This is a genomic window from Pseudomonas sp. SORGH_AS_0199 (genome assembly GCF_031453735.1).
GTDB classification, from domain to species: domain Bacteria; phylum Pseudomonadota; class Gammaproteobacteria; order Pseudomonadales; family Pseudomonadaceae; genus Chryseomonas; species Chryseomonas aestiva.
Genome location: NZ_JAVJAE010000001.1, coordinates 2,935,981 through 2,948,751, shown reverse-complemented (window position 1 = coordinate 2,948,751; position 12,771 = coordinate 2,935,981). Strand labels below are relative to the sequence as shown.

Here is a 12,771-nt window from a genome sequence, read left to right as displayed (position 1 = left end):
CTTAGTTGCGCCCGCTGGGCGCGGCCAGATCCCGGATACCGTCACCCACCAGGTTGATGGCCAGCACCAGCAGCATCAGGGCGATGCCGGGAATGGCGATCACCCAGGGCGAAAAGAACATGTAGGGCTTGCCTTCGGCGATCATCAGGCCCCAGGACGGCAACGGCGGCTGCACGCCCACGCCGAGAAAGGACAGAGTCGCCTCGAGCAGGATGGCGTGGGCCATCTCCAGGGTGATCACCACGATCAGCGCCCCCAGCACATTGGGCAGGATCTCGCCGACGATGACCCGCCAGGGCGAACAGCCCAGCGCCTGGGCAGCGGCGACGTATTCGGCGTCGCGAATCTGCTGCACGGCGGCGCGCACCACCACGGCGAAGCGATCCCACAGCAGACAGCCGAGCAGGATCACCACCACCTGCAGCGAGCCACCCACCAGGGAGGCGGCGGCCAGGGCCACCATCACCACCGGCAAGGCCAGGCGGGTGGTCACCAGGTAGCTCACCAGGGCGTCGACCTTGCCGCCGTAGTAGCCGGCGAGTACCCCGAGCAAGGTGCCGATGGCGCCGGAGATGAGCGCCGCGGCGAGACCGATGAACAGTGAGATGCGCGCGCCATAGAGCAGCCGGGAGAGATAGTCGCGGCCGAGCTTGTCTGTGCCCAGCGGATGGGCCCAGGTGCCCTTGGCCATCCATACCGGTGGTTTCATCCGCTGCATCACGTCCTGGGCATAGGGGTCGTGGGGCGCCAGCCAGGGCGCGGCCAGGGCGGCGAAGACGATGACGACGAGCAGCACGGCGCCCAGGGCGAAGCCGCGGTGGCCGAACCAGCGGCGCAGCTGGCGGCCCAGCGTCGGGCGCGGGGGCAGATAGTCGTCGAGCACGAAGGGATTGGCGACGGTCATGGAGCCTCCTAGCGCACGCGAATGCGCGGGTCGAGCAAGGCGTTGAGCAGATCGGCCACCAGCGTCAGCACGATATAGATCAACGCGATCAAGAGGACGATGGCCTGCACCACCGGGAAATCGTTGCGGGCGATGGCGTCCCAGGCCAGCTGGCCGATGCCCTGCAGCGAGAACACCGCCTCGATCACCACCGAGCCGCCCAGCATGAAGCCGAATTCCACCGCGGCCAGGGCCACCACCGGGATCAGCGCATTGCGCAGGGCGTGCTTGAACAGTACCCGCGCCGGACTCAGGCCCTTGGCCCGGGCGGTGCGGATGTAGTCGGCGCCCAGTACATCGAGCATCCCGGCCCGGGTCAGGCGCATCAGCGAGGGAGTGGCGTAGTAGCCCAGGGCGATCGCCGGCAGGATGAAGTGCTGCCAGCTGGTATTGCCGGACACCGGCAGCCATTTCAGGGTGACGGCGAAGACGACGATCAGCACTAGGGCGAACCAGAAGCTGGGCATCGCCTGGCCGAAGGTCGCCAGGGTCAGCGCCAGGCGGTCGATCCAGGTGTCGCGCCGGACCGCGGCCAGCACCCCGAGCGGGATGGCGATGAGCAGCGCCACCAGCAGCGCGATGGCGCCCAGGGTCAGGGTGATGGGCAGGCGGCTGGCGATGAGATCCCGTACCGATTCCTGGAAGAAGAACGATTGCCCCAGGTCCAGGCGCAGCAACTGCCCGATCCACTCGACGTACTGCGTCGCCAGGGGTTTATCGAGGCCGTGTTGATGACGCACCACCTCGATCTGCTCGGCGGTGGCCTCGGGTCCGGCGATGGCGGTGGCCAGGTCGCCGGACAGGTGCAGCAGGAAGAAACTGATGAGGGAAACGGTAAAGGCCACGGCCAGGGCGATACCCAGGCGGCGCAGGAGATAGGCGGACATGTTCGGCTCCTCGGCTGAGAACCTGTTCAAGCGCTGCTGCGCGTCGGCCAAACGGCGTTGAAAAGGCCTTCGGAATGCTCATTTACCATTCGTAAACTCCGCTTCCTCAGGCCTTTTCGCCTTGTTTGGCTCTAGCTCGCGAGCACTTGAACAGGTTCTGAAGACGCCCCCGTGCGGGGCGCCGGGACGGATCAGTTCCAGTGGGCCAGGGCGAAGCGCGGCAATTCGTCCGGATAGGGCTGGAAGGCCAGGTCCGAGGTGAAGGCGTAGTTGATGGAATAGTTGAACACCGGCGCCCAGTAGGCCTGCGCGGCGATCCGCTGCAGCGCCTTGCGGTAGTTGTCCTTGCGCACCGCCGGATCCATGGCGGTGTCGGCCACCTTGAGCCAGTCGATCACCTGGGGATCCTTGGCCACGTCGTCGGCATTGCCCTTGAAATACACGCCCGTGGCCGCCGAGGCGTCGGCGATGGAGAACGAGCCCCAGGCGAGAAAGGCCATGGGCACCTTGCCGGCGCGCTGCTGGTCGCGCAGGGCAGCGTATTTCAGATACCGCAGCTTGGCATCGATGCCCACCGCACGCAGGTCCCCGATCAGCGCCTCGACCACGTCACGATCGCGGTAGGCGAAGATCTCGGTGCTGAAGCCGTTGGGATAGCCGGCGGCCTTGAGCAGCGCCTTGGCCTTGGCCGGGTCGTAGGCGTAACCCGGTACGGCTTTGGCGTCGCAGCCGAATTGCTCCGGATAGCAGGCCACCTGCAGCGGCTGGCTGCCGCCCCCCATGAGCTGGCTGGCGATGGCCTGGCGATTGATGGCGTAGTTGACCGCCTGGCGCACCTCGGCCTTGGCAAAGGGTGAATCCGGGCTGGAGGCGCCTTGGGCGTCCATGCTGAGGAAGCCGATCCTCATGCTGGCGCCGCTCTCCACGGTGAGGTTGGGCGCGGCCTTGAGTTGCTCGGCCTGGTCCGGCGCCACGCGCCAGGCCCAGTCGATGCCGCCGGTCATGAGCTCGGCGAGCCGGGTCTCGGCGTCGGGGATGACGCGGAACTGGATGTGGCCGATGCGTGGCTGACCCTGGGGACTGTCCTTGAAATAGTCCGGATTGCGCTCCAGCGTGACCCCCTGGCCGCTGGTGACCGCGACGATGCGATAGGGCCCGGTACCCACCGGCTTTTGCGCGAAGCCCGCCAGACCGACCTTCTGGAAGTACTTGCCGGGATAGATGGGCAAGGGATTGGCCAGGTATTCCAGCGCGGCGGGAAACGGCTGCTTGAGGTGCAGGCGAACCTTGTATTCGCCCAGCTTCTCGGCGCTCTTGATCCAGTTGACGTTCTGCTGGGTGACCACCTTGCCTTCGGGCGAGGCCACGTAGTTGAAGGTGAAGACCACGTCGTCGGCGGTGAAGGGATCGCCGTTGTGGAAGGTCACGCCCTGGCGCAGATCGAAGTCGAGGGTCAGCGGATCGACCTGCTGCCAGCCGGTGGCCAGCATCGGCCGGTATTCACCGGTCTGAGGATCGCGGTAGATCAGGGTATCCCAGGCCAGGTGGGCGAGGATGACGCCTTCACGGGCATCGTTGTGATAGGGGCTGACGTTTTCGGGCTCGGTGTCGGAGGCGTAGACCAGGGTGTCGTTGGCTTTGCCGGCGAAGGCCTGGCCCTGGGCCAGGAAGAGGGAAAACGCGATGCCACAAGCGAAACCTTTGAGTCCCATGCCGTCTGTCTCCGGGGCGGTGGTTGGTCAAAGGCAGGTCCGCGAAACGCGGGAAAGGAGTTCTTGCTGAAGCCTGTTGTTGGTCTCTTGACCCGACTCTAGGTCTTGCCATCCCATGCCACAAGCAGAATATTTAGATGCGAGCCATGCCTTTTCGGCAAAGGAGGCCCTATGCAGCCCTACGGCATTCAGTCCACCGCCCTGCGCTATTTCCTCGAGGTGGTGCGGTGCGGCTCCATCAGCGAAGCTTCCCAGCGGCTCAATGTCGCGGCCAGTGCGGTGAGTCGCCAGATCGCCAAACTGGAGCGCGAACTGCAGACGCCGCTGCTCGAACGCCGCGCCCGTGGCGTCGTGCCCAGTGCCGCCGGCGAGCGTCTGGCCGTGCATGCGCGCAAGGCGCAGCTGGCCAGCGAGCAGGTCGCGGCCGAGTTGCGGGGCCTCGCCGACCTGCGCCGCGGCCAGGTACGCCTGGCCACCACCGAAGGCTTTTCGCTGGACTTCCTGCCCGAGGTCATCGTGGCCTTTCGCCAGGGCTATGCCGGCATCCACTTTTCCCTGGAGGTCTGCGCGCCGGCGGCGGTCACGCGCCGGGTCCAGGAAGGTGACGCCGACCTGGGCCTCACCTTCAGCCTCAGGCCAGAGCCGGACATCAGCGTCGACGCCACCTTGAGTGGCGCCATCGAGGCGGTGGTGGCGCCCGAGCATCCCCTCGCCTGCCGTACCGGGCTGACCCTGGCCGACCTACAGCCCTTTCCGCTGGCGCTACCGATGCCCGATACCACGGTGCGCCAGCTGTTCGACATCTGCTGTGGCGTCCAGGGACTCTCCTTCGAACCCGTGCTGATGAGCAACAACATGCAGGCGCTCTATCGTTTCGCCGCCTTGGGCGGTGGCGTTGCGCTCTCAAGCGAATTGAGCCTGCGTAGTCGACTGCGCGAAGGCCAACTGGTGGCCCTGCCCCTCTTGGACGAAGGCCTGGCCGCGCGGCGGATCGAATTGCAGAGCATGGCGGGTCGCGAATTGCCCCCGGCGGTGAATGCCTTTCGCCAGGCGCTGATCGCGGCGCTGGGGCGCTGAGTCAAAGCAGTGCATCGTGCCGCCTCGAACGCACTGCAACGGGGCGGCGCGCTGGATACAGCCTCAACGTCATGGCGAGAAATCAGCATGGCACGGGGCCTGGCGGCAACTGGCACGCATCTGGCAAAGGCCATAGCGTGCAGGAGCACCGGCCAGCCGGTTTGATGCACCACAATCTGCAATGGATGACTAGGGTTCCGACTCGCTCGTGCGGGTGTCTGGTCCGAGAGTCGTCGACCTCTGATGGGGTTACACGGCGGGACAAAAGCCCGGGAGACACAGCGCCAGTCGCGTGCTCCTGTCCCGTCGTCCATCCTATTGGAGGTCCCATGCGCCATTCCCTGCTCGCCTCGCTCGTTCTCGGTTGTTCCCTGCTCCTCGGTGCCACCGCTCAGGCGGCGCCGCGCGACGACTTCAAGGTGTGCTGGACGATCTATGCCGGCTGGATGCCCTGGGGCGAAGCCCAGGCCCAGGGCATCATCGACAAGTGGGCCAAGAAATACGGCATCCACATCGAGGTCGTGCAGCTCAACGACTACGTCGAATCCATCAATCAATACACCACCGGCCAGTTCGACGGCTGCGCCATGACCAACATGGACGCCCTGACCATTCCGGCCGCCGGCGGCGTGGACAGCACGGCGCTGATCGTCAGCGACTACTCCAACGGCAACGACGGCGTGGTGATGAAGGGCAAGGGCAAGACCCTGGCCGACCTCAAGGGCCAGCAGGTCAACCTGGTGCAGTTCTCCGTCTCCCACTATTTGCTGGCGCGCGCGCTGCAGAGCGTGGGACTGAGCGAGAGGGACCTGACCACCGTCAACACCTCCGACGCCGACATGGTGGCCGCCTTCCAGACCGCCGACGTGCGCAACGTGGTGACCTGGAATCCGCTGCTGGCCGAGATCAAGGCTCAGCCAGACACCACCGAGGTGTTCGACTCCAGCAAGATTCCCGGCGAGATCCTCGACATGCTGGTGGTGAACACCGCCACGCTCAAGGACAACCCGGCCCTGGGCAAGGCCCTGACCGGTGCCTGGTTCGAGATGCTGGCGCTGATGCAGTCCGGCGACGCCAAGGGCAAGGCGGCCCTGGAGGCCATGGCCAAGGCCTCGGGTACCGATCTCGCCGGCTTCCAGGCGCAACTGGACAAGACCCGGCTGTTCGCCACGCCCGCCGAGGCCCTGGCCTTCGTCAAGGATCCCGCGCTGCCGACCACCATGCAGCGCATCGCCCACTTCTCCTTCGAACACGGCCTGCTGGGCCAGGGCGCACCCAGCGCCGAGGCCATCGGCATCGCCTATCCGGGCGGCAAGACCAGCGGGGACGCGGGCAATCTCAAGCTGCGCTTCGATCCGACCTTCGTAAAGCTGGCCGCCGACGGCAAGCTCTGAGCCCCGCCGCGAGGACGACGCCCATGCGCTTCATCAATCGGCATCCCGATCGGGGCGGCCGGCTCCTGCTGGTCCTGCTGCCCTTCGCCCTGCTCGCCCTGCTCTATCTGGTGGGCTCGGCCACCCGGCTGGCGGAAAACCCCAACGACAAGCTGTTGCCCAGCGTGGCGCAGATGGCCGATGCGGTGCAGCGCCTGGCCTTTACCGCCGACGTGCGTACCGGGGGTTATCCGTTCTGGCAGGACACCCTGGCCAGCCTGCAACGCCTGGGCCTGGGCCTGGGGATCGCCGCGCTGATCGCCCTGGTGGTGGGCATCGCCGCGGGCAGTCTGCCCCTGGTCGGCGCGCCGCTGTCGCCGCTGGTGACGGTGCTCTCGATGATCCCGCCGCTGGCGATCCTGCCGATCCTCTTCATCGTCTTCGGCCTGGGCGAACTGGCCAAGGTGATGCTGATCGTGGTGGGCGTCACCCCGGTGCTGATCCGCGAGCTGGACCAGCGCGCCCGGGAGCTGCCACGCGAACTGCTGATCAAGGCCCAGACCCTGGGCGCCAACAGCTGGACGGTGATCCTGCGCCTGGTGCTGCCGCAGCTGCTGCCGCGCCTGCTCATCGCCCTGCGGCTGCAGCTGGGCGCCGCCTGGCTGTTTCTCATCGCCGCCGAGGCCATCGCCGCCACCGATGGCCTGGGCTATCGCATCTTCCTGGTGCGGCGCTATCTGGCCATGGACGTGATCCTGCCCTATGTCGCCTGGATCACCCTGCTGGCCTGGCTGCTGGACGCGGGCCTGCGCCTGCTGACGCGGCGCGCCTTTCCCTGGTACGGGGAGGGTCGCTGATGATCGAGGTCCGCAATCTCTGGCAACGCTATGGCGAGCAGGTGGTGCTCGAAGGTCTCAATCTGCAGGTGCGCGAAGGCGAATTCTGCGCCCTGGTCGGTGCCTCCGGCTGCGGCAAGTCCACCTTCCTGCGTCTGCTGCTCGGCCAGGAGCGGCCCAGCCGTGGCGAGATCAGCATCGATGGTCAGCCGCTCTCGGCGGAACCGGATCCCGAGCGGGGCGTGGTCTTTCAGCGCTATTCGGTGTTTCCCCACCTGAGCGTGCTGGACAACGTCGCCCTGGGCCTGGAATTGCCCAGGTCCCCGCTGCTCGGCCGGCTGCTGGGCACGGCCAAGCGCCAGGCCCGGGAACAGGCCGCCGCCCTGCTCGAACGCGTCGGCCTGAGCCAGGCGCTGGGCAAGTACCCGGGGCAGCTGTCCGGCGGCATGCAGCAGCGCCTCGCCATCGCCCAGGCGCTGATCGTCCGGCCGCGCATCCTGCTCCTGGACGAGCCTTTCGGCGCCCTCGATCCCGGCATCCGCAAGGACATGCACGCCCTGCTGCTGGAGCTCTGGCACGAGCGCCCGCTCACCGTGTTCATGGTCACCCATGACCTGCACGAGGGCTTCAGCCTGGCCACCCGGGTGCTGGTGTTCGACAAGGTCCGCCAGGACCCGCAAGCCCCCGGCGCCTATGGCGCCCGCATCACCTACGACCTGCCCCTGACCGCCAAGACCCGGCCCGTGCATGCGGCTGGGACGCGGCCAGCCCTTACCTGACGAGGTTGCCCATGACTGACGAACTGCTCTACCAGGAACGCGTCCCCGGCGGCGGCACCGCCTCCTTCATCCTGCGCCGCGGCCAGACCCTGCGGCTGACCGACGTGGAAGGCGGCGCCAATGTCAGCCTGCTGCTGTTCAATGCCGATGACCGCAGCGAGCGGCTGAACCTGCCCGATACCCTCAAGGGCCAGCACACCGCGCGTCTCACCGCCGGACACTGCCTCTATTCCGACATGGGGCGGGTGCTGGCGGCCGTGGTGCGCGACACCTGCGGCTGGCACGACAGCTTCGGCGGCGTGGCCAATGCCGCCGAGGTGGCGGAGAAATACGGCGCGGGTCGCTACCAGGAGCTGCGCAACGGCTTCCACCGCAATGGCACCGACAACCTGCTGGTGGAACTGGCCAAGTGGGGCCTGGGCCTGGAAGACCTGCTGATGACCCTCAACCTGTTCAGCCGGGTGGACGTGGATGCCGCGGGCGCCTTTGCCTTCGTGCCCGGCAACTCCCGCGCCGGCGATCTGGTCGAGCTCCATGCGCCCATGAACACCCTGGTGGTGCTGACCGCCCTGCAGCATCCGCTGGACCCGGACCCGGTCTATGCGCCGCGCCCGGTCGATCTCGCCCAGTTGCGCGCGGCGCCCGAGGTGGCCGAACGCTGCCGCACCTCGCGCCCGGAAAACGAGCGCGCCTTCCAGAACACCGCCCGCTACTTCCTCTGAGGCCCCGCCATGACCCTGATCGCCAGCACCAAACGCCCGGAAGATGCCAGCTACCGCGCCCTCCTGCCGGCCGGAGCGCCCTACCTCAAGGAGGTCAAAGCCGGCCAGACCCTGCGCATCCATGACCTGGAAGGCAACCAGGCGGTGGATACCCTCTTCTACGCCGCCGCCAACCCCCAGGAACGCTACGATCCCCAGCGCACCCTGAGACGCCAGGGCCGGGTCTATCTGTCGACCGGCAGCGTGCTCTATTCCAACCTGGGCAATCCCCTGCTGACCATCGTCGCCGACACCTGTGGCCGCCATGACACCCTGGGCGGCGCCTGCTCCCAGGAGAGCAACACGGTGCGCTACGCCCTGGATCGCCGGCAGATGCACAGCTGCCGTGACAACTTCCTCTGCGCCGGTGGCCATGACGGGCGCCTGGGCAAGCGCGACATCGGGGCCAACATCAACTTCTTCATGAACGTGCCGGTGACCGCGGACGGCGGCCTGACCTTCGCCGATGGCATCTCCGGCGCCGGCAAGTATGTGGAGTTGCGCGCCGAGACCAACGTCATCCTGCTTATTTCCAATTGCCCGCAACTCAACAACCCCTGCAACGGCTGGAACCCTACTCCGGCGGAGGTGCTGCTATGGGACTGACCCACGCACGCCAGCTCTGGCAGTGGCTGCGACCGCGTCTCCATCGCCTCTGCGAAGTCCGCGCCGGGCGCTACAGCTACCGCGGCAAGCGCTAGACGCCGACTGACCTACCGCCCTCGCGCGGCCTCCTGGGGACGACCCCGGGAGCTTTTATCTGGCGGGACGGCCCGCCGCCTTCGAGGACGCCTCGAATGTTCACCACCCTGCTCATCGCCAACCGTGGCGCCATCAGCTGCCGCATCCAGCGCACCCTGCGCGACCTGGGCGTCGCCGCGGTCGCCGTCTACAGCGAAGCCGATCGCGCCAGCCGCCATGTCAGCGCGGCCGACCAGGCCTTCAGCCTGGGCGAAGGCGCCGCCGCGGCCACCTACCTGGACACCGCCAAGCTGCTCGAGGTGGCGCGCCAGAGCGGCGCCCAGGCCATTCACCCGGGTTATGGCTTCCTCTCCGAGAACGCCGCCTTCGCCGAAGCCTGCGAAGCCGCCGGCATCGCCTTCGTCGGGCCCACCCCCGAGCAACTGCGCACCTTTGGTCTCAAGCACACGGCGCGGGCCCTGGCGCGCGCCCAGGGCGTGCCGCTGCTGGAGGGCACCGAGCTGCTGGATACCCTGGAAGGGGCACTGGCGGCCGCGCAACAGATCGGTTATCCGGTGATGCTCAAGAGCACCGCCGGTGGCGGCGGCATCGGCATGCGCGTGTGCCGCACGGACCCTGAACTCGCCGAGGCCTTCGACGCCGTGCGCCGGCTGGGCCAGAACAACTTCAGCGACGCGGGCGTCTTCCTGGAGAAGTACATCGAACGCGCCCGGCACCTGGAGGTGCAGGTGTTCGGTGATGGCCAGGGCGAGGTGCTGGCGCTGGGCGTGCGCGACTGCTCGGTACAGCGCCGCAACCAGAAGGTACTGGAGGAAACCCCGGCGCCCAACCTGCCGGCCGGCATGGCCGAGGCGCTCTGCGCCGCCGCCCTGGAGCTGACACGCGCGGTACGCTATCGCAGCGCCGGTACCGTGGAGTTCGTCTACGACAGCGCCGCCGACCGCTTCTACTTCCTGGAGGTGAACACCCGGCTGCAGGTCGAGCACGGCGTCACCGAGCAGGTCTGGGGCGTGGACCTGGTGCGCTGGATGATCGAACTGGCCGCTGGCGAACTGCCGCCGCTGGCCGTGCTCGCCGCGGGGCTGCAGCCCCAGGGCCATGCCATCCAGGCGCGGCTCTATGCCGAAGACCCGGGTCGCGACTTCCAGCCCAGCCCGGGCCTGCTGACCCAGGTCGACTTCCCAACCGCGGATGGCCGGGCGTTGCGCCTGGACACCTGGGTCGAGGCCGGCTGCGAGATCCCGCCCTATTTCGATCCCCTGGTGGCCAAGGTCATCGCCTGGGCCCCCGACCGTGACGCCGCCCGGCAACGCCTCGATCAGGCCCTGGCGGCAACCCGGCTCTATGGCGTGGAAACCAATGGCGACTACCTGCGGCAGATCCTCGCCGCCGCGCCCTTCGCCTCGGGCCAGCCCTGGACGCGCTGCCTGGAAGGGCTGACCTACCAGGCCACCACCCTGGAGGTGCTCAGCGCCGGCACCCAGACCACGGTGCAGGACGCCCCCGGGCGCCTCGGCTACTGGTCGGTGGGCATTCCCCCTTCCGGCCCCATGGACGACCGCGCCCTGCGCCTGGGCAATCGCCTGCTCGGTAACGACGGCCGCGCGGCCGCCCTGGAAATCACCCTGGCCGGCCCTACCCTGAGATTCAACACCGAGGCCGTGGTGGTGGTCACCGGCGCGGCGCTGCCGATCCTGCTGGACGACCAACCCCAGGCCATGGACAGCGTCTTTCGCGTCCCCGCGGGTGCCATCCTGCACCTGGGCGCCATCACCGGCGCCGGCGCCCGCAGCTATCTCTGCCTGAGAGGCGGCCTGGACCTGCCCGACTACCTGGGCAGTCGCAGCACCTTCACCCTCGGCCAGTTCGGCGGTCACGGTGGCCGCGCCCTGCGCGCCGGCGACGTGCTGCACCTGCACTCGCTGACCGACGCACGTGCGGAGGCCCGGCTGCCCCTCGCCCTGACCACCCGGCTGCCCGAGACCCGCACCCTGCGCGTCATCTATGGACCGCACGGTGCGCCGGACTATTTCAGCCCGGCCTATCTGGATCTCTTTCTCGCCACCGACTGGGAGGTGCACTTCAATTTCAGTCGCACCGGCGTGCGCCTGATCGGCCCCAAGCCGGAATGGACCCGCGAAGACGGCGGCGAGGCTGGTCTGCATCCCTCCAATATCCATGATAATCCCTATGCGGTGGGCGCGGTGGACTTCACCGGCGACATGCCGGTCATCCTCGGCCCGGACGGCCCCAGCCTGGGCGGCTTCGTCTGTCCGGTCACAGTGATCGAAGCCGACCTCTGGCAACTGGGCCAGCTCAAGGCCGGCGACCGGCTGCGCTTCCTGCCGGTGGACCTGGCGACCGCGCGACGCCTGCAGCAGGCACGCCTGGCCGAGGAAAGCAGCTTGCAGCCGCAGGCGGAGATCGCCATTACGCCCGAGCGCGGCGATCCCGTGGTGCTGGATCTGGGCCAGGGCGCCGAGCGCCTGGTGGCGCGGCTTTCCGGGGATACCCATCTGCTGCTGGAGATCGGCCCACCGGAGCTGGACCTGGCCTTGCGCTTTCGCGGCCATGGGCTGATGCAGGCGCTGGCCGCGCTGGCGCTGCCCGGGTTGTACGAACTCACCCCCGGCATCCGTTCGCTACAGGTGCACTACCAGCCCGAGGCACTGCCTCTGGCAGAGCTGCTGGCGGCGGTCAGTCGCTGCTGGCAGGCGCTGGGCGATGCCCAGGACCTGCGGGTGCCCTCGCGCATCGTCCATCTGCCGCTGTCCTGGGACGATCCGGCCTGCCGCCTGGCCATCGAAAAATACACCACCACGGTGCGCAAGGACGCGCCCTGGTGCCCGAGCAACCTGGAGTTCATCCGCCGGGTGAATGACCTGGAGTCCCTGGAGGCGGTCAAGCGCATCGTCTTCGACGCCAGCTACCTGGTGATGGGCCTCGGCGACGTTTATCTGGGTGCGCCGGTGGCCACCCCCCTCGATCCGCGTCACCGGCTGGTGACCACCAAGTACAACCCGGCGCGTACCTGGACCGCGGAAAACTCGGTGGGCATTGGTGGCGCCTATCTCTGCGTGTACGGTATGGAAGGCCCCGGCGGCTACCAGTTCGTCGGTCGCACCCTGCAGATGTGGAATCGCTACCGTGACGTGGAAGCCTTCCACGGCCAGCCCTATCTGCTGCGCTTCTTCGATCAGATCCGCTTTTATGAAGTCTCGGCGGAGGAATTGCTGCGCATCCGCGCCGACTTCCCCCTGGGGCGCGTGCCGCTGCGCATCGAAGAGAGCGAATTGTCCCTGGCCGACTACCAGGCCTTCCTGGCACGCGAAGCCGAGGGCATTACCACCTTCCGCACGCGCCAGCAGAGCGCCTTCGCCGCCGAGCGGCAGCGCTGGATCGACTCTGGCCAGGCGCATTTCGACAGCCAGGAAGCCGCCGTCGAAGCCACCGAGGATACTCCCCTCGCCAGCCACCAGCTGGCCCTGGAAAGCCCGGTGGCCGGCAATCTTTGGCAGGCCCAGGTACAGCCGGGCGACCAGGTGGAAGCCGGCCAGCCGTTGCTGATCCTGGAATCCATGAAGATGGAAATCCCGTTGCTCGCGCCTTGCAGCGGCCGGATCCACGACCTGCAGGTCCAGCCCGGCTCGCCGATCCGCGCCGGCCAGCGCCTGCTGGTCATCGACAAGATCTGAAGGAAG

10 protein-coding genes and 1 riboswitch are annotated in these 12,771 nt (G+C 67.7%); of the genes, 7 read left to right on the top strand and 3 right to left on the bottom strand.

All coding sequences use genetic code 11. The annotated features are described in order from the left end of the window. Nucleotide 1: 1 nt before the first annotated feature. From QE444_RS13850 to QE444_RS13840, 3 genes are all read right to left on the bottom strand, one after another. Complete coding sequence (locus tag QE444_RS13850) at nucleotides 2-904, bottom strand: ABC transporter permease (protein ID WP_158895531.1); 903 nt, start codon at nucleotides 902-904, stop codon at nucleotides 2-4. 8 nt (nucleotides 905-912) lie between these two features. Continuing rightward, entirely contained in the window at nucleotides 913-1,830 is a 918-nt protein-coding gene (locus QE444_RS13845; RefSeq protein ID WP_133861710.1) for an ABC transporter permease, read from the bottom strand. A 191-nt stretch (nucleotides 1,831-2,021) separates the two neighbouring features. Beyond that, nucleotides 2,022-3,542 (bottom strand): ABC transporter substrate-binding protein, encoded by a 1,521-nt coding sequence (locus tag QE444_RS13840; RefSeq protein WP_133861711.1) that lies wholly within the window; start codon nucleotides 3,540-3,542, stop codon nucleotides 2,022-2,024. A gap of 171 nt (nucleotides 3,543-3,713) precedes the next feature. On the opposite strand from QE444_RS13840, the gene QE444_RS13835 reads away from it, so the two are divergent. The 7 genes from QE444_RS13835 to uca all read left to right on the top strand — a co-directional run bounded on the left by QE444_RS13835 (nucleotide 3,714) and on the right by uca (nucleotide 12,765). Further along, nucleotides 3,714-4,619: a LysR family transcriptional regulator gene (locus QE444_RS13835; protein WP_285386701.1), complete on the top strand. Its 906-nt coding sequence runs from the start codon at nucleotides 3,714-3,716 to the stop codon at nucleotides 4,617-4,619. A gap of 178 nt (nucleotides 4,620-4,797) precedes the next feature. Beyond that, nucleotides 4,798-4,897: riboswitch (guanidine-I (ykkC/yxkD leader) on the top strand. Between the two features lie 51 nt (nucleotides 4,898-4,948). After that, entirely contained in the window at nucleotides 4,949-6,013 is a 1,065-nt protein-coding gene (locus QE444_RS13830) for a putative urea ABC transporter substrate-binding protein (protein WP_309739184.1), read from the top strand. Nucleotides 6,014-6,036: 23 nt separating this feature from the next. Next, nucleotides 6,037-6,849, top strand: coding sequence for an ABC transporter permease (locus QE444_RS13825; protein WP_027599335.1), 813 nt, complete (start codon nucleotides 6,037-6,039; stop codon nucleotides 6,847-6,849). Beyond that, nucleotides 6,849-7,607 (top strand): ABC transporter ATP-binding protein, encoded by a 759-nt coding sequence (locus tag QE444_RS13820; RefSeq protein WP_187979265.1) that lies wholly within the window; start codon nucleotides 6,849-6,851, stop codon nucleotides 7,605-7,607. Before QE444_RS13825 ends, QE444_RS13820 begins: the two co-directional genes overlap by 1 nt. An 11-nt stretch (nucleotides 7,608-7,618) precedes the next feature. Beyond that, the gene (locus tag QE444_RS13815) at nucleotides 7,619-8,329 is read left to right on the top strand and encodes an urea amidolyase associated protein UAAP1 (protein WP_158895542.1); all 711 of its coding nucleotides are present in this window, start codon (nucleotides 7,619-7,621) and stop codon (nucleotides 8,327-8,329) included. Nucleotides 8,330-8,338: 9 nt separating this feature from the next. Next, nucleotides 8,339-8,974: an urea amidolyase associated protein UAAP2 gene (locus QE444_RS13810; RefSeq protein ID WP_017640185.1), complete on the top strand. Its 636-nt coding sequence runs from the start codon at nucleotides 8,339-8,341 to the stop codon at nucleotides 8,972-8,974. Nucleotides 8,975-9,165: 191 nt separating this feature from the next. Beyond that, complete coding sequence (uca, locus tag QE444_RS13805) at nucleotides 9,166-12,765, top strand: urea carboxylase (protein WP_309739176.1); 3,600 nt, start codon at nucleotides 9,166-9,168, stop codon at nucleotides 12,763-12,765. Nucleotides 12,766-12,771 lie beyond the last annotated feature (6 nt).

Excerpts from the sequence above, each read along its gene's own strand:
- QE444_RS13850 (WP_158895531.1), bottom strand. The coding sequence starts at position 904 with ATGACCGTCGCCAATCCCTTCGTGCTCGACGACTATCTGCCCCCGCGC.
- QE444_RS13845 (WP_133861710.1), bottom strand. The coding sequence starts at position 1,830 with ATGTCCGCCTATCTCCTGCGCCGCCTGGGTATCGCCCTGGCCGTGGCC.
- QE444_RS13840 (WP_133861711.1), bottom strand. The coding sequence starts at position 3,542 with ATGGGACTCAAAGGTTTCGCTTGTGGCATCGCGTTTTCCCTCTTCCTG.
- QE444_RS13835 (WP_285386701.1), top strand. The coding sequence starts at position 3,714 with ATGCAGCCCTACGGCATTCAGTCCACCGCCCTGCGCTATTTCCTCGAG.
- QE444_RS13830 (WP_309739184.1), top strand. The coding sequence starts at position 4,949 with ATGCGCCATTCCCTGCTCGCCTCGCTCGTTCTCGGTTGTTCCCTGCTC.
- QE444_RS13825 (WP_027599335.1), top strand. The coding sequence starts at position 6,037 with ATGCGCTTCATCAATCGGCATCCCGATCGGGGCGGCCGGCTCCTGCTG.
- QE444_RS13820 (WP_187979265.1), top strand. The coding sequence starts at position 6,849 with ATGATCGAGGTCCGCAATCTCTGGCAACGCTATGGCGAGCAGGTGGTG.
- QE444_RS13815 (WP_158895542.1), top strand. The coding sequence starts at position 7,619 with ATGACTGACGAACTGCTCTACCAGGAACGCGTCCCCGGCGGCGGCACC.
- QE444_RS13810 (WP_017640185.1), top strand. The coding sequence starts at position 8,339 with ATGACCCTGATCGCCAGCACCAAACGCCCGGAAGATGCCAGCTACCGC.
- uca (WP_309739176.1), top strand. The coding sequence starts at position 9,166 with ATGTTCACCACCCTGCTCATCGCCAACCGTGGCGCCATCAGCTGCCGC.